Origin of the sequence: Mycoplasma phocoeninasale (genome assembly GCF_012934885.1) — a bacterium.
GTDB lineage: Bacteria > Bacillota_I > Bacilli_A > Mycoplasmatales > Metamycoplasmataceae > Metamycoplasma > Metamycoplasma phocoeninasale.
In genome coordinates this window covers 191,187-213,530 of sequence record NZ_CP051480.1, presented here as the reverse complement: position 1 = coordinate 213,530, position 22,344 = coordinate 191,187, and the positions used below count along the sequence as shown (strand labels likewise).

11 protein-coding genes are annotated in these 22,344 nt (G+C 27.4%); 8 read left to right on the top strand and 3 right to left on the bottom strand.

What is annotated here, in order from left to right; translation table 4 throughout:
- Positions 1–35 precede the first annotated feature (35 nt).
- On the top strand, positions 36–995 hold the full coding sequence (locus HGG64_RS00950) for a hypothetical protein (RefSeq protein WP_169580105.1): 960 nt from the start codon (positions 36–38) through the stop codon (positions 993–995).
- Between the two features lie 930 nt (positions 996–1,925).
- On the opposite strand, the gene HGG64_RS00945 is transcribed toward HGG64_RS00950, so the two are convergent.
- Positions 1,926–2,453 carry a hypothetical protein gene (locus HGG64_RS00945; RefSeq protein ID WP_169580104.1) on the bottom strand — a complete coding sequence of 176 codons (528 nt, stop codon included), beginning with the start codon at positions 2,451–2,453 and terminating at the stop codon, positions 1,926–1,928.
- A 323-nt stretch (positions 2,454–2,776) separates the two neighbouring features.
- Between HGG64_RS00945 and HGG64_RS00940 the strand changes: the two genes are divergently transcribed.
- The 4 genes from HGG64_RS00940 to HGG64_RS00925 all read left to right on the top strand — a co-directional run bounded on the left by HGG64_RS00940 (position 2,777) and on the right by HGG64_RS00925 (position 13,888).
- Positions 2,777–3,742 carry a ribose-phosphate pyrophosphokinase gene (locus tag HGG64_RS00940; protein ID WP_169580103.1) on the top strand — a complete coding sequence of 322 codons (966 nt, stop codon included), beginning with the start codon at positions 2,777–2,779 and terminating at the stop codon, positions 3,740–3,742.
- Positions 3,726–4,451, top strand: coding sequence for a 16S rRNA (guanine(527)-N(7))-methyltransferase RsmG (gene rsmG, locus HGG64_RS00935; protein WP_169580102.1), 726 nt, complete (start codon positions 3,726–3,728; stop codon positions 4,449–4,451). The genes HGG64_RS00940 and rsmG overlap by 17 nt, the downstream gene beginning before the upstream one ends.
- 141 nt (positions 4,452–4,592) lie before the next feature.
- On the top strand, positions 4,593–12,944 hold the full coding sequence (locus HGG64_RS00930; RefSeq protein ID WP_169580101.1) for an FtsX-like permease family protein: 8,352 nt from the start codon (positions 4,593–4,595) through the stop codon (positions 12,942–12,944).
- Positions 12,944–13,888, top strand: a complete 945-nt coding sequence (locus HGG64_RS00925) for an ABC transporter ATP-binding protein (RefSeq protein ID WP_169580100.1) — start codon at positions 12,944–12,946, stop codon at positions 13,886–13,888. The genes HGG64_RS00930 and HGG64_RS00925 overlap by 1 nt, the downstream gene beginning before the upstream one ends.
- A 222-nt stretch (positions 13,889–14,110) precedes the next feature.
- Here the strand turns inward: HGG64_RS00925 and HGG64_RS00920 are convergent, their stop codons facing one another.
- Entirely contained in the window at positions 14,111–16,789 is a 2,679-nt protein-coding gene (locus tag HGG64_RS00920) for a hypothetical protein (RefSeq protein ID WP_169580099.1), read from the bottom strand.
- A 402-nt stretch (positions 16,790–17,191) separates the two neighbouring features.
- Here HGG64_RS00920 and HGG64_RS00915 point away from each other — a divergent pair, with 402 nt between their 5' ends.
- The gene (locus HGG64_RS00915) at positions 17,192–17,545 is read left to right on the top strand and encodes a hypothetical protein (protein WP_169580098.1); all 354 of its coding nucleotides are present in this window, start codon (positions 17,192–17,194) and stop codon (positions 17,543–17,545) included.
- A 27-nt stretch (positions 17,546–17,572) separates the two neighbouring features.
- Here the strand turns inward: HGG64_RS00915 and HGG64_RS00910 are convergent, their stop codons facing one another.
- Entirely contained in the window at positions 17,573–18,343 is a 771-nt protein-coding gene (locus HGG64_RS00910; protein WP_169580097.1) for a LicD family protein, read from the bottom strand.
- A gap of 90 nt (positions 18,344–18,433) precedes the next feature.
- On the opposite strand from HGG64_RS00910, the gene HGG64_RS00905 reads away from it, so the two are divergent.
- Together HGG64_RS00905 and HGG64_RS00900 are read left to right on the top strand one after the other, a co-directional pair.
- Positions 18,434–20,581, top strand: coding sequence for a HinT-interacting membrane complex protein P80 (locus tag HGG64_RS00905; protein WP_169580096.1), 2,148 nt, complete (start codon positions 18,434–18,436; stop codon positions 20,579–20,581).
- A gap of 11 nt (positions 20,582–20,592) precedes the next feature.
- Positions 20,593–22,341, top strand: a complete 1,749-nt coding sequence (locus HGG64_RS00900) for a HinT-interacting membrane complex lipoprotein P60 (protein ID WP_169580095.1) — start codon at positions 20,593–20,595, stop codon at positions 22,339–22,341.
- The last annotated feature ends 3 nt before the right edge of the window (positions 22,342–22,344 follow it).

Here is a 22,344-nt window from a genome sequence, read left to right as displayed (position 1 = left end):
TACTTAAAAATATATACAAAGATCGGATAAAAGTTATGAAAAAATTTCTACAATATTCATTAATTACTGCTGCAATTATTTCACCAATGATAGTTATTTCTTGCACAACAGCAAATTCCAGAAAGAGAATGGAAAGAGAACTTGAAAATGAGTATCAAAAAATATTAAATCACACACTAAAAATAAACACACTGTTTGACTTGCGATTAGCGAAACACGTAACTTATAAAGATGATGCTGATAATGGAATAGCGCTACAAAATGAAGATGCCAATTTTAAAAAAGTCGACCTCCCATCAGATTTCAATATTGAGGGTCGCACAAAACCTGAAGTATTTTATCCTCTTCCTAATACATCAATCACACATGATGAGTATCCTATGTCAAGTCTTTTATTCGACCCCATTAATGACACTAATAATACAGATGTACTATTTTATTTCATCAACAATGGTGAAGATATTTTTGAACGAATGTTAAGAGAGCCAAAGCGTTCTGAGCGTGACTTCATAAAACATTTTATGCCAATAATGGAATATTTAACAAACTACAAGCGAGAACAATTGCCTGAACTTTCTAAAAAAATTAAACTAGATAAAAATAAGAATTATGTTTTAGTTATTCAACCGCAACTATCATTTGATTATGAAAGAATCATTAAACCCAATACATCTAAAAGCGAAGTTGGATTATATGACAATAAAATCTCAATTGTTCAAAATCTTGATCTTCAACCATTATATCTATCTCCATCTCAAGCGCTGCGAAGTACATATGCATATAAAGTTAATCTTAATTTTCATTTTCTTGAAGTTAAAAATCCGCAAATAACTCAAGAAAACTTCAAAGACTACATTAGTAAGGAAAGATATCAAAAAATTAATGTTGAAAAAAATATTTTTCTGTCAAGTTATGAAGAAAATTCAAAGTTTTTCATGTGAAAATATCGAAATTCCCATGAACTTCTTAGTTTTATTTTTAAACATAAAAGATAGGAACAAAAATAATTTAGTAAGTAAGAAAATGGCACAATAATCACTACTGCCATTTTTTTAATGCAATTTTATGAGCAATAATCCACTATTTTAATAGCTTTTTTTATATGCCTTAGAAATTTAGTTAATTTTTATGATTAAGATTTTAGCGCAAATAATTTAAAACATCAGCCAATAGGCATTAGTAAAGTTTGGTTAAGAAATATTTTTAGATCTAATTGTTTTTGAGATGACTAATGATATTAAGGTTTGAATATTAAGGTAGTGCTAAATTTATATGAAAATATTTCTAAATGTAGTGATTTAAATAATTATATGTTGGGGTTATTTGTTATTGACATGCTATTTCCGGACAAGTCTTTTTGAAGATGGCAAACTCTCTTATGAATTATTGCTATCAGGAGGTGATAACTTAGATAAAATTTAGATAAAACAAAAATTATTAGAATCATCTCAGTTAGTGTAGTTTATGTAGCGAATTTGGATTTTTTAGATTATAGCATCGCTTTTAATGCCAAAAATATTATCTATATTTAATTAAAGTGTTGAAATAATTGAACTATAAAAATACAAAATATATAAATAAACTATTTTTACCAATTATATTGTCTAAAAATTGATCAATATTTTAACAAGGAATTGCTATTAGTAAGCAAAGTTAACTATGCAACACTAATTATTATTCAAAAGCAAAGCTGTTATTTTTTAACATCAATATTGTCATTTCTATTCTCGTAACAAATTTTAAAGTTAAGTTGAGAGAAGGTATGTCCTTAGCATAGTTTTTAAAGATCTACCACTTACCTATTATTTGTCATTTTAAATTATAATTTGAGAAGTTAATATTGCAATTAGGACAATCTTAAATTAAGTAATTTATACAAAAAAATCTCTTGTTTTTAAAAACTAATGAAGAGATTTTTTTTAGATCTAAATATTTTTAGCTTTTCTAATTTTATGAATATTGAATGAAGTTATTGGAATTCAAAATAATGAAGCTGTTAGTAGAAATGTTCCGCAGAATAGTATAGCATGAGTTGCTATAAATTCATTAACTAAAATTCGACTACTATCTTTCATTTTTCCTAATATTTGATTTTCATTTCCTGCGTCAGTATATGATGTATTAAAAGCACCTGAATTTACAACAACGTATGGGGAAATCCAAGCTAGTATTAGTAAAATCATTATAACTAAAAGAAAAATGTTAATTGGCTTTGATTTTTGAAATTTCGTTTCTTTTTTTAGTTGTAGTAGTGTACCTAAGCTAATTAAGATTGCTGATATTATTGGAACTATTAGAGCGTTAATAATAAATATATTTTGTCCTTGTGGAAATTTTCTTGCAAGATCATAAGCAATACTTCTAATTTGGAATATTGCAATTAAAGCAAAGAGCATTATTCCTAGACTAATTAATATTCCTGAAATAATGTCAGTTTTTTTGCTGCTTGTCATTTTATTTACCTTCTTACATAAATTCTCTCTTTTTAAATTTATCAATTCTTATAATCTCTCTTTTACTTTTAGAAAATAATTAATTAAAATAACTTAAAATTAGATATCAAATTTAAAAAATATTGTTAATAATGTTAAGATTCCACTATTAATTTTTGATTTTATTTTTAGTGAAATAGTTAAGATATTATTAAAAAATAATTACCATCATATTTTTATTGCAATAAATTATTATTGTTACTTAAATGATCTTATTTTATAGTAAACTTTATAGTATATTTAATTACAAGAAATCGCAAAATTTTAACAAAAAAAGAGGCAAAATGAAAAAGAACGAAAACGACAATGTACTTATTTTTGGGATGGAAAATTCAAAAGAATTAACCGATGAAATTGGTAAGGTTCTAAAGCGGGAAATTATTCCGGTTCAAAAAACTATTTTCTCTGACGGAGAATGTCTACTATATTCAAATACAACCGTTAGAAATAAAACTGTTTTTGTTGTATGTAATACATCAAAACCTGTGAATGAAAATATGATGAATCTACTGATCTTTATTGATTCATTAAAAAGAGCTAGTGCTAAAAGAATTATTTGTGTATTAACTTACTACGGCTATTCACGTCAAGATAGAAAATCATCAGGAAGGCAACCAATTACCGCAAAATTAGTTGCAGATCTGCTTGAAGTGTCGGGAGTTGATAAGGTTATTACTATTGATTTACATAATCCTTCAATTCAAGGGTTTTTCAATATTCCAGTTGATGATTTAAGAGGAAGATTTATTTTTTCAAATGAACTGAGAAAGAGAAAAGAAAAATTTGTTATAGTTTCACCAGACCATGGTGGTGCCGTTAGAGCGCGTCAACTATCAGAACTATTAAATAATGAGGATCAAATTGCTATTATTGATAAAAGAAGAACCGCACCTAACGTCTCAGAAATTATGGGTGTTCTAGGAAATGTAAAAAATAAGAATGTTATAATTTATGATGACATCATTGACACTGGTGGAACAATTTTAAACGCTGCCAGAGTTCTAAAAGAACAGGGAGCAAAAAAGATTGTTATAGCTGCAACACACGGACTATTTTCTCGTGGTTTTGAAATGTTTGAAAATAGTGAAATTATTGATGAGGTAATTATTACTAATTCAATTGATCATTCTAACCTATTGCATTTTTCAAAATTACGTGAATTATCAATGGCAAAATTTTTAGGTGAAGTGATTGAAGCAAATATCAAAAATACATCAATAACAGAAATATACGATGCTTACAGTCGCTAAGAGTTTTGCTATTCTAAAAAGCTATTTAAAAGTTCAAGATGATGAAATTTTTAGCAAATTGCATCAATACTATGAATTAATTGAGCAGGAAAATAAAAGCTATAATTTGACTGGTTTTTATGATGAAAGACTTATTAAAGAAGGAATTATTGAATCAATTTTAATTTTTGATGAAATAAATACAAAAATTTTCAATTTTGAGAATAAAGACGTTTTAGATATTGGTTCAGGTGCGGGATTTCCAATAATTCCATACTTCATATATAATCCAGTTTTTAAATTAACTATTTTTGAGCCTCAGCAAAAGCGAGCTAATTTTCTAAAGCTTGTGGCAGAAAAATTAAATCTCAGCAATATCAAAGTTAAGGCAACTAGAGCAGAAGATGATAAATCTGCCGAAAAATTTGACTTCATTAGTGCTAGAGCAGTTAGTGAATTAAAAAACTTAGTCGAGATCTCTCATCACCTTGGAAAAATCAACTCTACATTTTGCTTTTTAAAATCAAAAAACTATTTGGCTGAAATTGCTAATGCTAAATGAATTTCTAATAAATTAAATATAAATTTTGACATAGTCAAACTTCAAAGGTTTTTTGAAATTGACAATGTTCTAGTTTGTTATAAAAAACACGATTCAACACCAGCTGATATTCCGAGAAATTGATCGCAAATTATTAAAGACAATCTAACTAAAGGCAAAAAAACCTAGTTGTTGTCTTTTTATTTACATAAATAATAAACATAAATGTTATATTTTTTTGTAAAAATTTTAATCAAAACTAAAAAAATCTAATTTAATTGCCAAAAGTATATAATTCTATTATTTTTATTCAACTAAGAAAGGACTCAAATGCGCAGACTATTTAAGGAAGTGTTTAAATCACTTTCAAAAAATAAAGTTACATTAATTTGTTTGACAATATTAATATTTTTGACTACATTTTTATTCACGCTATTAAATGATGTTAAAACTAGTTATGCATCAACAATTAATGCATATGACAAAGTCTCTAGACTACATGATCTAATAACAGATTTAGATGTTAATCCATCAGGTATTGCGCCTAAGTCCGGGTTTAATCAAATCGGTTCTGATAATGTCACTGAAGTGAAAGAACCAGTTGTCTTTGAATCATTGCGAAATGATTCAAACATTTCATATTCAATTAACCTTCCTGAAGAGGATGAAAATTACATTAAGTTAAAAAATAAATTTGATGGTTGAGATGTTAGCGATAATAATTATTACATTCGCACTGAGGATTTTATGCGTTTTGCTTATGAAAGTAAATACGGCATTTCAAGTGTTAACTTCGAAATCATCAAAGATAATCCAAACTTTGCAAATATCCGTAATTTTAGCTTTCAAGGAAATGATCGCTTTTTTAATCTCTATAAAAAAGAAAATGGTAAATTCCAAGAAGTGCTTGAAGATAAAAAAATCACAGCTAATGACCAAATTACTTTGGTTCGTGATATTTCACTAGGACAATTTTTAAATATTGCTTATTCGGAAAGAGATAAACGCGATGTTCCTAAAAACTCTGATTATATCTACTCATCATCGCCACTATTTATTAACACTGAAACTAAGCAAGCTTCATTTTCAACAATTGAATATGATAAATGAAAAGCCGAAGGAACATTAGCCACTATTTTTGGTGAAGATGTTTTAAGCATATTAGGATTTGAAAAAACTAATGGAAGATATGTTTTCAACAGAGATAAACAAACTTCAGCAGATATCAAACTTCAAGCGAATTTCAAAACTGACAATAATAAAATTGACCCAAATGATAAAATTCAAAAAACTTTCAATTTGGCTAATTATTTAAAAAATCATGAATTATCGTCAAAATCTTTTAAAAGAATTCCGCTAGCCGCAAATAAAACTTATAGAATTCCAGATTCATGAATTAGAAAAACGGAAACAAAAGTTTTCTATAATTGATACCGTTACGTTCTAAATTGAGATGAAATTGAAGATGAAAATAGTTCTAATTGAAAGGGTTCTTATCTAAAATTTATTTCCGAACTTAAACAAAAAGATCCGAGAAAATACCGTGAAATTGGCTATTTTTCATATTGAAATAAAACCATTGAAACTAGATATCAAATTGGAAATCAAAAATCAAAAGTTATAACCCAAGTTGTACCAATTGAACGTGAAGATTTGGCCAAATCATTTGCTAAGAGTTGGAGTGGAGGAAAAGAAAATAAATTTATTCCTAATGAAAAAGCAAATAATGAACACACTATCTATTCAAATATTAAACAAATCGAGTTTAAATTATTTGGATCAACGCCAAACAACGAGGATGTTAGTGACGAAGATTTTAATGCAATTATTAATAGCGACAAATTTAAGGAACAACAAGAATTTGTTCGCGATAGTGCTACAAATTTTGCAAAAACTTCAATCATAAATGACATTAGAAGACAAGTTGGATCTGAAAATCTTGGTATTAGACAAAGTTTAACGGTTGAAAGTATTGAAGATAAAACTACCAAAAAAAATGTTTTCCACTTTATTAATACTGGTGATAATGAAAACAGACTTTTAGGGATAAAACAAAATGTTGGAAAGTTGTTTAACGAAACTTTAAATCCTTCGCTTTTAAGCAAGTCAGTTGAAAGCCAAAATATTGACAGTTTTATTCTAAAACCAGAATTAAATAGCAAAGTGATTAAAAAAATACCGCCAGTGTATACATTGTCACTTATTGATTCAATTTTTAAAGCATTTACTCCTGACACTAGATATTTTAATGCGGACATTCGTTTTGTTGATTATTATGACTTTTTACCTAATACTAAAATTCCTTATTTAATTAATGGCAAAATTCTAATTCTAACCAAGGCAGCTGATGAGCCAAAAGGACCAAATGGTGCATCAATTGTTGGGGCAATTGCTATGCCAAAACAAGGTCAATACATTCTACTACAAAAATCAGAAATTCCAAATTTTAATAGCAACAAAGTTTGAAATAAAGTTATTAAAAATCGAAAAGAATCATTCACCTTGAAAGAAATCTATGATTATTTAGTCAAGGAACAATACACAATTCGTGGTGAAATCGGTAAAAACGGATGAGCCAAGATTGATCCATTTTTCAAAAACTCAATTAGTTTACCACTTGTTTTTGGTTCAGTATCAAATGAATTAACACAAGAAATTATTCAAAAGAAGACAATTAATGGTCTAATTGAAAAAATTAAGGAAATCATCTTAAAATCAGATTTTAAAAATGTTTTCGATAAGGACGATGCTAATCGAATTTTAAACGCTTTAACTCAAAGTGTTCAAGTTAATGGTTTTCACAATCTTTTAGCTGCGGCAAAAACTAACCAATTTATTTTAGAAAAAGTTGTTTTTGACACAATTAAATACATTATTAAACCTGCTAACTCTAATGTTCAAAATTTAGACTATCCTAATACTAACGCTAATGTTTTTATTAAAAGATTTTTAAATAAAATTGTTAAATATTTAAAAAATCAATATGAATCAGGCGGTTTGTCTAGTGAAAAACGTGACCAATATTTATTAGATGAGCTTAAAAAAATTAGTCGTATTTTAAATATTAATAATATTTATGTTATTCCGCAATTAAAAATTAGATTAGTTGATTTATTTGATTTTATAAAAGATAAAAATTTAATTTTTGATGCATTTAGCGATATTATTAACTCAATTGATTTTATTAAATTTTCAGCAATCATTCAAGATTGATATAAAAATCATCCTTATGCCCCTTTTACAAGAGTTGAGGACACTTATTGAACACTATCAAGTCATAGAGCGACATTAAGTTTTATTCAATCAATTGATGAATACCAATTAAAAATTGGTTTAGGAAAAATTATCGATAGTATTGATTTTAAAGGTTTTTTAGATCCTGAATCATCTCGCAGCATTTATCAAAAATGATTATCAGCAAATGAAGATGCTAATGTTGAAGTTAGTGAGGAAAATAAACAAACCATTAGTAGTTTCTTTAAAAAAATTGATGCTAATAAAAATGGTTCATATAACAATATTAATGAGGGACTAAAAGAATTAATTAGTAATGTAAGCTTTAGCAAGTTTGCTGATTCACTTTCTAAATTAATTAAAACCCAAAAGTCAACTATTACGGCTAATAATCGTATTTACAATGATTATCGAACCGAAATACTATCACAAGCTGATTATTTAGCAGCATTTCTTTCATCACTTAGCTCTGCTGGAAATGACATATCACATGGTAAAATAAATCAAATTCAACAAGCAATTATTAAGATTTTAAACCTATCGTCAAAAACAAGAAAAATTGTTTCACCAGTTGACATAGTAATTCCAGATAATGATCCTGATAAAATTTCTATTTTTGATTTACTAGGAATTCAAAACTTTAATTTCCCAGATGCAAATTCTAATAATATTCCTAATGTAGCTCTTGAAGTTGATCCTTATAATACTCTATTTGTTGATAGAATCATTTCAAAGACAAAAAATGCCATTAGAAATAAAACTTTAATTTCATTAACTTCTGGTGAATACAAATTTATAGTTGATTATGTTTTAGCTAACAACTTCGATTTAAGAGATCCTAATAAAATTCTTGAAAAATTAGAAATTTATCGTGCTCTTCTACAAAAAATTCAAATTAAAAACTATAAATCAAACGGATCATACACTTTTTCAAATGGAGAAAAAGCCGTTGCTTCATATGGTGATCTAGCCTTTCGATCAGCAGTGTTTAATGACAATCCCACTGTTAGATCTAAAAACCATTCACTACTAAAACTTGCTCATTCAGCACTAGAAAATTTCTTTGTTTCGAAAATGATTAGAAATGACAATGATGTTATTAAAAACGAATTTGTTTTATATAGTTTTTGAATTAAATTAGCCTACTATTTAAATAAATTAGGTGAACAGGAAGAAAAAATTATTATTGATCCTGAAACTAATGAAAGATATATTCAAAAAAGTTTCAGTAAAAAACATTTGACATATGATCAAATTCGTCAAGTTCTAATTTCTTTATTTGAACTTTCAAAAGATCCTGAAATTATTAAAGAGATGGCGAATTACGATGCAGTTATTAATCAAATTCCTGGTTTTGGTTTTTTAGGTGGCAGTGATTCATTTTTAAAAATTGCTTACTCAAATGCTCACACTTCAGAAGCTAATAAAAAATTAATTGAATTAATTAACAACGGTTCTACATTTAACAAGTTTTTCAGCAAATTACAATCATTTAATATTTCTGCTAAAACAATTGAGGAAATCAAAAATATTCTGCTATCAAATTCAAATGAGCTTTCTTATAATTTTGGATATATTGTCTCAGCTGATCAGATGCCAACTTTCTATCTACAATCATTAACAACATTTTTAAATTCGTTTCTAAAAACATCACACAGTGGTGAATTAGCTCCATTAATTGATTCAGATTATACTTTTGATATTATCTACAAGCAAACTCTTGAAGCGTCAAGTCTACCATCATATTTATCATTGATAAATGTGCCACGTAATTTATTTAATCCATTTGCCTTCATGAGTTTTCCGCAAATCGTTTTATACTACTTTTTCTCTCCAAATCCAAATCAAGGTAATCTTGCTTACATTGTTACAAAAATTTTAAATAATCTTCAAAATACTGATATTAATGATTTAAGAAATGAAATTCTTGCCATTACTAAAACATTTGATAGTAATAACTCGCTAATCAAATCACAGAATGATGCTTCAATCGCCTTAGACTTTTCATTTTTTAATCACATCATAAATTCATTTTTAAAATTAGAAGATGGCTCAGATTTAAGCATTTTTGGAATTAATATTACCAAAATTACTAATGCTGTTTTTGATGAAATTATTGATGGTATTACTGTTTCAAATTTAATTTCTTATTCAGATTCAAGCTCATATTTTGCTAAAGTTAATTATGGATATTTAAATTCAAATAACAAAGAGGTTTACACTGGTAAAATTGATGATGAATATTTAAAAAATCCATATTTAATGCAATTATTTATTGATAATTTGGATGATAAATACAAAATTAGAATCAATACCCAAGAATATTTAATTGTGGGTATTGATGGGACAGCTGATTATCTATATCCTGTTGTTAATGAAGAAAATATTCAAGTTGATACTAACACTCAAGCAATAGTTTATGTAAATGACAAAGGATTTGATCGAATTCGTTCAGCTTATCCAACCTTTGCCCTTAAAACTTATGCACTAATTAAATCTCCAACTGATGAAAAAGGTAAATATTTAGAAGGAAAATCTCCAACTGAATTAAAAAATAACATTTCACAAATTATTAATGACGTCGCTCCTGGTTCACTTAAGAAAGTATTTCTACGAGATGAACAAGATAGTATTAATCCTGAAAGATATATTAGAGTTGTTACTGTTCGTTCAATCGTTTCATCAATTCAAAATACTACTATTTGACTAATTATCATTTTAACTATTTTAGTAGCATTTATTGTCTACTTCATTATTAAAAGATATATTGAGGCAAGAAATAAAGTTGTTGGTATTTTGCGAGCTCAAGGTTATAAAACTGGTGAAATCGCTTTATCATTTTCAGTCTTTGGTTGAATTCCAGCTGGTATTGGTGGGCTTTTCGGGTATATCTTTGGATTTGCTTTACAAAGACCAACGATGCAAATTCTTTCATCATACTGGACACTGGAGCAGAATATTATTCCATTTAGTGCGCTTGGATTACTTGGAACGATTTTGATACCACTGGTATTTGTTTCATTAATTATTTTTGTTATTACTGTAATTTCAGTTAATAAAAAAGCCACAGAATTAATGAATGGATTAACAGAAGTTGCTGTTGGTAATGTGGCAAGAAGAATTTCATCAATCTTTAAAAAATTACCAATTAAGATGAGATATATTGCTTCAATGGCCTTAAATAACTTCTGAAAAATGTTCTCGCTATTTCTATCATTTTCAACGACCTCACTAATTTCGATGTTCTTCTTATCGTCAACAAATGTCTTTAATAGGGCAATTTCTAAAACATATGAAGATCGGTTATATAAATTTAAATTAGATCTAGAGAGTCCAACAACTGAAGGCGGTCCTTATGTCACTTATGATAAAAGTGATTTAAATGCGCTTTTATACATTCCAAATGATCTATCTGGTGGTTCATCTGCTAATGGAAGTCAATTAGATTATAATAATCCAAACTTTTTAAGACCCGGCGCTTCATTTAATACTGATGTTGTTCAAAGACCATTTTCACCAACAGTAATTACTAAATCATCTTTGGATATACTGCTAGGTTTATCAGTTGAACTGAGTCCATGAGATATTACTTATGCTAATATGCCTGAAACGCAAAGAGCTAGAGTTGCCCAAATTTTTAAACGTATTTCATTTGAAATGCAAAAAACTCAAAATATAATTGATTTGACAAAATTAAAAAACAATACTGACTTTACCAATATTTCTCCTGATGCCGCATATGATAACTTAATTGCTGTTAAGAACATTGATAAATTTATCGAGGATTTTAAAGCGGGAAAAACTGAAGATTTATCAAATCGTACAAGTTATTTCTTCTTGCTTCGTGATAATCTTAATACTGGTTCAAGTTCAAAAATTAATCAACAATTTAACTATGTTGAATGAGATCCAATTAACCAAATTTATCTAAAACCTAGAAAAGTCGAAACTTCTCGTAACCGTGAAGATTACCGTAACTTTCTAATTAATGCTTATAATAAAGTTAATGGTATTGATTTCTTCGTTTCATTTGGTGGTGTGTATTGAAATGATGCTACAAATGAAAAATACACTTATGCCTCAGGATTAATTGATAAAAAAGAAAGCAGAATTTACGGTTATTATAAAGATAGTAGATTTATCAGTCTTAAAAACTCATATGGTGAAAATCTAATTAATAAACTTTATGATTATCAATATGATTTCAATTCATCTGAAAATCAAGATATTCCCGTTATTCTGAATGAAGTTGCCTCAAAAAGACATCATTTAGGAATTGGATCTAAATTTAGCTTTGATTTACTAAATCATGCTGATAGATTCAGTCATAAAGCTTTAGGTCAAACTGGCCCTAAAACACAATATACTTTTAAAGTTATTGGCATTTCAGAAACTTACATTAATAGTGAATTCGTTTCAAGGAAAGATGTTTTAGATCATATTCTAGGATATGACACACTAACAGAAAGACTAAAAGCAGCAAGAATTGATGAGCTAAATAATTCAATCAAACTAGATCCACAGAATAAGGATAAATACGAATATTTATTTAATCGAAAATATGACGCCTTTAATGGAATTCTTTCAAATGATAATACTCCAGTTCAAACCATTGACACACTAACAACATATTCATCAACAGGATTTTGAGGAGCTGCAAGTAGCTTTGATATTGCTAATTATAATGATGCTGATGTCTGGGAATTATTCAAAAATATTTTCATCTCAGATAAAAATAAAAAGTACACCTCAGTGTTTGAACATAATGTTAATGCTTATAATGAAGCGCATCCAGACGCTAAGCTAAATTATTTAGATGTTCTAAAATCTAGATTATCAATTAGTGAAGCTGATATTGAGAATATTATTTCTTCAAAACCTGAAGAAGCACTTGATAAATACAAAAATATTGCTAGAGAAACATTACTAAAATTCTATGGTACACAACCGGATTCGATTTATGGCAAAAATGTTATGTATGGCGCTTCATTTGATGTTAATAGTAAGGATATTGAAGTTGGATTTATTTCCGAAATTTCTAAAACTGTTAATACAATCTTAGTTGCCTTAATTATTATTTCACTAATCATATCAGTTGTTATTTTAGTGGCAATTACTAATATAATGATTGCTTCTAATAAAAGAGCAATAGCAATATTCTCAGTACTTGGTTATACTAATAAAGAAAAGATTATGCTATTCTTCTCAAACTTTATTCCAAGTATCCTCATGGCATGTTTACTGATGATTCCGATTACTCTATCAATAATTAGTATCTTTAATGCCTTTTTAATGGCGACAAGTCAAATTGTTCTGCCGCTGGCATTACATGTGTCCACGATTATTTTAAGTGCCGTTATTTGCTTATCGGTATTCGCTATTACCTCAATTATTACGTGGAAGAGTCTAAACAAAGTTAAGGCTGTTGATGCCTTGAAAGGAAAATAATGGCCAAAGATAAAAAAGAAAAAAAACTGAAAAAGAAATCTACTGATAGTAACATCTCAGATCTAAATGCAGTTAATATTCATCGTCATAAAGAACCATTTGAAATCAAAGATGATGATGTGGTGATTAAAGTTTTAGATAATGCCACACTTAAAAAATTTCGTTTAGCAAATAATAAACCACGAAAAAAAGATGCAGATTTTAACAAAAAAAATACTGGTAACTTTATTGTGGAAATTGAAGATGTCAAAAAAACCTATCTATCTGGTAATGTTGCCACTGATGTTCTAAAAGGGATCACTTTACAAGTTGAGAAAGGCGAAATTGCCATCTTATACGGTAAATCAGGTTCAGGTAAATCAACGCTGCTAAACATTCTAAGTGCACTTGATCGTCCTACTAGTGGTTCAGTAATTGTTAATAATGTTAATTTACCATATTTAAATGATGCTAAACAAACATTATTTCGAAGAGAAAATATTTCTTTTATCTTCCAAAACTATAACCTGCTACAAAATTTAAATAGTTATGACAATGTTGAAACTGGTGCATATTTACAAAAAGATAAATCAAAACACTTAAATATCAAAAAACTATTCAAAGATTTTAATTTGGAAGATTGTATGTATAAATACCCTTCACAAATGTCAGGTGGTCAACAACAACGAGTTTCAATTTTAAGAGCAATTTCTAAGAATTCTGAAATAATTGTTGCTGATGAACCCACTGGTGCACTAGATGAAAAAACCGGTTTAACAGTGCTAAAAATTCTCCAACAAATTAATCGTGATTATGGGACAACCATTATTATTGTATCCCATGACCCTGATGTTGCCGAACTGGCTGATAAAGTTATTTATCTAGAACTTGGCCATATTAAAGAAATTAAAAAACAAACTCGTAAATGATTAATTGATCCAATAAAACCTGAAGTCACAGCTTAGTGGCACACAGTCACAAACTAGCAAATTAATTCAAGTCAAAGCAATTGTACTATTAACAAAAGCTTGACTTGTTTTTATATCTTTTTTTAAAAAAATCTTCGAATTTTAATATTAATATTGTTACAATTTGCAAATAATTAAAATAAAATAACACTACAAATAAAAATTCAAACGTTTTTACATTTGAATTCTAGATTACTATTTTTAACTTTTATTTAACACTTAATATTTTTGATTGTTTAAACTATAATAATAATTTGAAGAGATGAATTTTCCGATAATATTGTCCTTGGCTCGCAGGAATTTTGCGTAGACATAGAATCTCTCCCCTTTATAATTTTTAATTTTAATTTGAACAGCGAAAAATTTTTCAGGGCCATTATTAACTTCTTTTATTGAGTCATCGTCAATTTCATATTCATAGCCTTTTTCACTACTAAATATAATTCGATCTGCACTAAAAGTTTTACCATTGCTTAAGTCACCTAAATATGAAAGTGAAACTCTACTCATGAATTCTAATTCCAATCTTTTTTGAAATTTTATTTCCTCTTTCATATATCTATCTCAATAATTTTTACTTACAATTTTTCCCTCATTTTTGTCATTATCGAGTTGGAATTTTATATATGTCCAAAAACTTTTATCTTGTTTGTTTCTAACAATCGCATTAACAATAATAAATTTTTCTGAGTTCGTTTTATTGCCGAAAAATCATGCATAATGAATCTCATGTGTATGTTCATTTGTTTCGCTAAATTCAATATTTTTTGGAGTGAATTTGCTTTCATCACTTAAATTGCCGGAGTATGTGAACCTAGCATTTTTTTCGAATTCCCGTTTCAAATGTCCCAATTCCATTTTGTCTTTTGTCATTAGTAAATCCAAATTATTTTCATCTATAAATTCGCCTTCAACATTATCTTCTCCTGTGGTGAATTTTACATAAACAGGGAATTTTTTTCCATTTTTATTTATTACATCAATAATACCAACATAGATTTTTTTCAAAGGATCTGAGTATTGTAATTTGTGATAATTATTAATTTTAAATTCATAATTGTCTGAATTATTTAAGATAAGGTTATTATACTTGATTTTATCATCTACACCAATATTACCTTTGTACGTAAACTTAGCATTCTTCTCGAATTCCTGTCTTAATTGTAAGTTGTAATTTTCTCTAGATTGATATAATGAATCATAAATATAACTTATAAATTCTCCTTTTGGCTTACTTTTGGTTGATGAAAATTTTACATAAATGTAAAATGGCTCATCACTATCGTTTCTAATAACATTTATTCTAGCAATGAAAAATTTTTCTGATCCTTTGTTTACTTCTATTGCGAAATCATTAGGGCTAAAAAAATGAGTGTAATTATCTGCGTTTTCTAATTTAATATATTGTTGATTGAAACTGCCATTACTTAAGTTCTCTGAATATGAAAACTTAGCCACCTTTAAGAAATCATTTATTTTTTCATTAAATTTCTGTTGGTCTTTTTCAATTAGATCATTATATTCTTCATTGTTAATAATCTTTATATCTAAATTATCGTTATCAATTGGAACAAATTTTACATATACTTTGAATTGATAATTATAATTTCTTTTAAAATCTAATTTGGCAACATAAAATCTTTTTTTGTCACCTTTGAATTCTCTTAAAAAGTTTTTATCATAAATTTCATAAGAGTATTTACTTACACCATTCAAGTTAATTTTTGTTTTATCAAATTCTATTCCTTCATTTAAATTTCCATCATATGAAAATTTTGCATTATTTATAAAATCATCTGGAATTTTGTTTTCTAAATATTCGTTTGCTCCACTATCCAAAGTTTCATAGTTGTTCCTTGTTATAATTTCCCCGTTAGGATTATTAGAATTTAGTGGAAATTTTATATATACTGTAATGAATGGTCCATTTTGTTTTTTTATTGTCATTTTGCTCAAAATAAGTGACTGCTTTTTACTTCAATTTATACTTTTAGGATTATTTAAAAACCCTTCAATTTTATTTAATGTAACATTTTCTTTTTTAAATTCATTATCATCATCTAAAATTCCTGAGTATGAAATTATAGCCTTATCTTTAAATTGATTTTCTATTTCTTTATAATTAGTTGCAACTTCATTAAAAACTTCTTCATCTATAAATGAAACTCTTGATTTTTGTCCAAGCTCATAATCAACAAGCTCCAAGTAAACATCAAAAATTTTTCTATTATTTTTTTGTATTTCAATTTTTATAACAGCTTTTGGTTCATCTGGGGTATTTAAATTTATAATATCTTGTACAACGTGTTTGTAACCTGAAATATTTATCAATTTGATTGAGTTATTGTTTAAATCTGACAAACTATTTTTGACATAGCTAAATTTAGCAATTTTTTCAAATTCTTCTCTATTTAAATATTCTTCATTATCATCTTGCTGCTCATTTTTATCTTGTTCATCTTTTTTATTATGCTGTTCTTGTTCTCCATCTTTTTTATTATGATGCTTTTGTTGTTGATTTTGAACACTATCATATTCAGATTTTTCAATTTTGTTGACAATGACAGCATTGTCATTATTTACAAATTTAACATACATATTGTAGTATTTATCACTATTTTTGCTGTGCACTACTAATTTTGCAAACACAGTTTTGTCATTAAATTTTAGTTGTGATTCTAATGGGATGATATTAAAGTTATTAACATCATCAATTTCTATTTTATGCATTGAAAATGAATCTTCACCGTCAAATTTACCCTTATATGTAAGGTTTAAAGAAGAAATTTCATTATTAGTATCTTTTTCATTTGTGCATGCTGCTGCAATTAATGGCATGGCAATAGCAGTGGCTATTGGTGCAGCCAGAGAAAATATTAATTTCTTTTGTTTTTTCATTTTAATTTGGGTTCTTTCTATTATATTTATGATTACAGGTTGTAATGACCTTTACATTTATTTCATATTAAATAAATATTAGCTAATTATTTAATTTGGTAATATTAGTTTATTTAATGTTAGCATAAAAACACAAGTGATACAATTGAATATAATAAAAATGCCTATAATTCCGAATAATTATTTTTTCTTTTAAATTGTTGAACTAAAATATTTTATTTAGCATTAAAAAAATATATTAAAGAATAAATTTTTTAAATTTCTTAAATTGCCATATATAAAAAAACGCGTTTATGAAAAAAGGTCATAATTACTGCATAAAAATTTTAACTTTGAATGTTACCTTAATTTGTGGAGATTTTAATATATAATTGTTTTATCTATTAAATTTAGGAGGAACAAATGCTTGATGAAGGTTGAACTACGGTACTGCTAATATTCGGATTTTTTGCACTAGCATATACTTGAACAGTTACAATTTTAATGTTCCTAAGAAAACTAAATAAAAACTGAATGATTTCCATGTTTATAACTTATGCTTTCTTAGTAACGGCAACGATTTTAGGAATTGGTGTAAAGGTAAGTTTAAATGACTATGTTAATTCTATTGGATTAACAAAACATAAATTGATGTATGCATTTTGAATAATTTTTTCAATTCTAGCCTTTTCAAACTTTATTGTTTTCACGGTAATTTACGTTCTTCGCAAGAAAAATCTATATCACCGCGGAAAACAATATACTAGTGTTGAATAAAAAAAAGACAGCCGTGGTGCTGTTTTTTTACTCTTCATTTTCACTTTCGAATTGATTTTCCTCTCGAACTATTTCAATAATATTTTTATGAAAATATGAAGATAAATTAGGTTTGGAAATCTGATATTTTTGCCCATATAAGTTTCTTAGATATTGATCATATTCTTGGATGACATAGACTTCAATATTATTAAGTATTTCTTTTTGAACATCGTAGCTTAAATTCGAAAGTCATTTGTAAGTTGCATTTTTCGTAATTGGATTTTCAGTAACAATGAAACCTTCGAAATCCTCAGTGTATAAAATGTTAATTATATCTTTGTAGTTAATTGGATTAAAGAATAATTTTAAAAATTTTGCCATCTTAATTTTGTTGTTATATTTAGTAATATTGCTTTCAGTTCATGTTGAATAATAAGCAATGTTGCTTCTTATTTTGTTAGACCAGCTAATGTATTTTTTGATATTTTTTACCTTGGTTGGAACAATTAAATTGATGTTAATAAAGGGCTGTTCTTTGTATAAATCTTGGTTATCATCGACAAATTTATTTTGTGCAGAATAATATTCTGAATGCATTGTTGAGTCAATAATTCGGTTTGGAGCAATTACTTTTAGTTTTTCATAAGCTTCAAAGCTCATCATTACATCATGGTGATCTTTCTCGTCATCTCAATTTTCCGAGCTATAAATTGCCAGTAAACTGTGATTATCCATGCTATATCAAATGGAATTTTGCTGACAAAGATTGGCAAACTCCTCTAAAATTCGATTTTTTTCTTGAAATATTTTGTTCATAATTATTAATTATAGATTATTACTTTCATTATTGCAATGACATAATTTTGAAAAATGGTAAAATATTATTTATTAATTGGAAGGAAAATTATGTTAAGAAAAAATAAAAAAATTGAAACAACCGAACAAAAGATTAAAAGAAAAAGAATTCTTTGAGGTACTTTTTGAGGTACTGCTCTTTCGGCTATCGTTGCAACAGGAATAGCCGTTCCTCTTCTTCAAGCGCAAAAATCTTTACCAAAACCTTCGCCAATTTTGCAAGAAAATTCTCCAATTTTGGACATTATTTCACCAGGAAATAAAAATAAAATTATTAGTTGAGGTGATGTTGACAAAATTCATGAAAGATTAAATGCAAGTAAAAATGTTTCTGATGGAGTTGAAAGTAATTTAACTAAATATTTATATGAAAAAGAATATGAAGGATCTCTATGATATGAAGCTGTCTATAATGCTGATAAGGCTAAATCTGATGAAAAAACTTTTGCCTTGCCATCAGTTGACAAAGTTCGTCAAGAAGAAACTTCAAAAATTAATGATTTAGAAAAAAAATTCCAAGATCAATATGGTCTAGAAAAATTATGAAGAGAAAAATTTTTGGAACAAATTGCTACTAAAGAATATGGTGAATCAAAAACCAAAGAAGCAGCAATTGAATTCAAAGTTGTTCAACGACTAAATGAACATGCTTTTCGTAGATATAAAACTGAAGTTAATTCAGACTTTTCATACTCTGAACTTAAAAACGGAATTATTGCTAACAAAGATGTTTACTACACTTATAATGGTGAAAGAAAAGATATTGCTAAAAAAGGTGAGACTATTACATTGCCTTTTGCCATTGAAAATGAAAACTATGTGCTACCTAAAGAAGGTGACGTTGAAATTAAAACTAACCCTAAAGATGAGGTTAAAATTCCAATGTTCGTGACTCGTTCATTTATTAAGGAATTAAAAAATCCAAGTCATTTTATTGCTCCATGAATTCAAAAGAAGCAATCAATTATTTCAACACTTTCATTAACTGCTCACCCTGATTTTAAAGATGCTAAAAACCCATGGGTAGTAACTAAAGAAGAAGTTATTAAACTTCTAAAATTCTCAGCTTATCCACAAAAAGATAATAAAGTTAAAATTGCTTTAGGAGTTGACTTACTTGGTGGCTTTGAAGGTCTTTCGACTCTTCTTAAAAAAGAAAATATTTCAGCAGATGATGAACTAAAAGCTCAAAATGATAAAAAATTAATTGAATATGTTGCCTCTGATGCCAAAATGGCTGATAAATATGGATCAAAAGGCTTTGAAGATATTACTTCACATTTAAGAGCTGCTGATGCTAAAGACTACATTCCACTTCTATCGATGTTGCTAGGCGATGCTAATGACAATAAGGGAATATTTAAATTTAAGAGCGAAAATAACCTATTTAAAAATTTAAAAGATAACTTAATTAAATTATTTGGAAATAATACTTTTACTTATAATGGACAAAGTAAAACATTCAAAAATATTTTAGAAATGCAATCAGTAGAAAAATCTAAATCAGATAATTATGTTGCTGAATTTGCAGCTTATAATGACGCCATTGCTAAATTTATTAATGATATGGAAGACAAAACATTTGCGAGAAAATTTGGTGAAGCATTTAGAAACTCATTCGGTGATGCCAATAATGGTTATAAAGTTTCAACCATTATCAAAACTTCTGAAGACCAATATGTTTTAGTTGGTGAAACTGGAATTCAAATTCAAAATTTATTTAAATTAGATAGCGAAGCAGTCATTAAAAGATTAATAAGAAATGATTTAGCAATTAAATCAAAAGCTAAATATTCAAATACTCTAGTTTCTGAGCTATTTAATCTATCAACGATTTTTGACGAAATATTAACAAAGGATTACACCGTTAATGATTTATTAAAACAAGATGAATTTAAAAACTATATTAAGCAACAAGAATATAAAACCATTGATGATAAAACCAAAAAATTCACCGATGATGATATTGAAAAAGCACTAAGTTATCAAAAATCATTAAATGAAACTCTGAAATTCGCTTTAATCAATGATAAAGCAAATAAAATTAAAGATTACGTTACTAAACAAATTAACTCAAATGTTTACTCAGATTATAAATTTGACTCTCAAAGTGGTAAATTTACTCTTGAACCACATAGTCAAAAAGATATTCTTGATTATCTATTCAATACAATTGTTGACTTTATTAAGGATATATAAGAAAGGCAAAGATGAAAAAGAAATTAAAATTTTTATTCGGTGCTGCTCCACTTGCAGCATTACCTATTTTAGCTTTGGCCGCTTCATGTACCAATAAAACTGAAGACGGTGTTAACGCTGGATACCAATCAAGAATATTAAAGGAAACAATCACTAAAAATAAAATCATTACTAAAATTGCTGATAATTATTTAGAAGCTTTTTATGAAGATGAACTAAAATTAGCAAATAGTGATGAAGCTAAAAAAGATCCAATTTTATTTTTAATGACAGATACTACAACATCATCTCTAAATGCTAAAACAAAAGAATTATTTAAATATTATGCAGCAGCAAAATTAAAAGAGGATCCCCAATTTTTCTGAAATTTAAAGTCACAATTTATTAATGCTAATGTTGACACAAACTCTTTTGACCCAACACCTTATGCCATTCCAGATGATCAACAACTAAACTTTATCCTAAAAAATTCTGATGTTATTACCAATAGCATTCGTTTAGAGTTAGAAAAAATGCTTTTAATTCAAATTTACTTTTTAAAGGATAGAACAGAATATAAGAAACTAGCTAATAATGAAAATGGTTTAGATAAATATCAACTATCAATGAAAGCTGAAATTGACAAAAAAGATACCCCAACTTCAAAAAGAGATTTATATAATTCTTTTAACTTTGCTGACGATAACTTATACTTACTTAAATATTTAGTTGATAATCCAATGATAGAATCTTGGTCATTTACTGATGATCGTGATATGAATCTAAGATTAGGTCAAGCCAATATTTCTTCATTTAATGATTTTAATAACCTAGCTAAATATCAGCCATCTGGCATAGAACAGTTTGAATTTAATCCAACCGCTTCAGCCAATGATCATTTAATTATGACAGGTTCAGCTGAGAATTTTGATCTTAAGAACCTAAGAGCATACAAAGGATTTATTAAAAATGCTATTAATGCCGGTGATCTATCAACCTCATTAACTAGTCTACAAAATGATTTATCATCGATTTTTGGTTTTCTAGATCCAAAAAATAACATTGTTTATTCACAAGACAGTTTTAAATTTTCAAAAATTCTAGCACAAGAAAAAAACAATCCAAAAATAATAGAAACTGCTGCACTTAATACTAAGGCACAAACCGATAAATTAACTTCTTTTGACAGTGGCGACTTTACATTTGAAGGCTTAACTCAAGATTCAACAAATAAATCAATTTACACTAAGCAAATCAAAGTCGGTAGTGATAGTTACACACTTCAGTTTGAACAAAAGGGTACAATTACTTTTGATGGTCAAGCGCTAACTGTACCAATGCAACTTTCAGTGAGAGAACTTCCTAACCGTCATTTCTATGACTTCAAATCAAAACTTGAATACAATGCGACATCAAAAACATTTAAGGGTATGGATCAACTACCAGAGTATAATCTAGATAAATATCCAACTTCGGTTGATGTTGTTAAGGATAACAAAATTGAAGCGCATTATGTTGTTAAAGTAGCGCCTTTATATACCAACAAGAAATTTAAAGATGCTGAACAAAAAGATGTGGAAAGAAAAGTATTTTCATTTGATTTAACCCCATGATCAAATGAAAAAGAACAAGTAATTATTGCAAATAATATTATTGCTGCAAACACAGCATCTCTATTTAGAGAAGCAGTGAAATATTTTAAAGAATTAGGCTTCAGATTTAACTTACAAAACATTAATCAAGATGTTTTAGATGCCTTAAAAGTAGAAGGATTAGCATAGGAC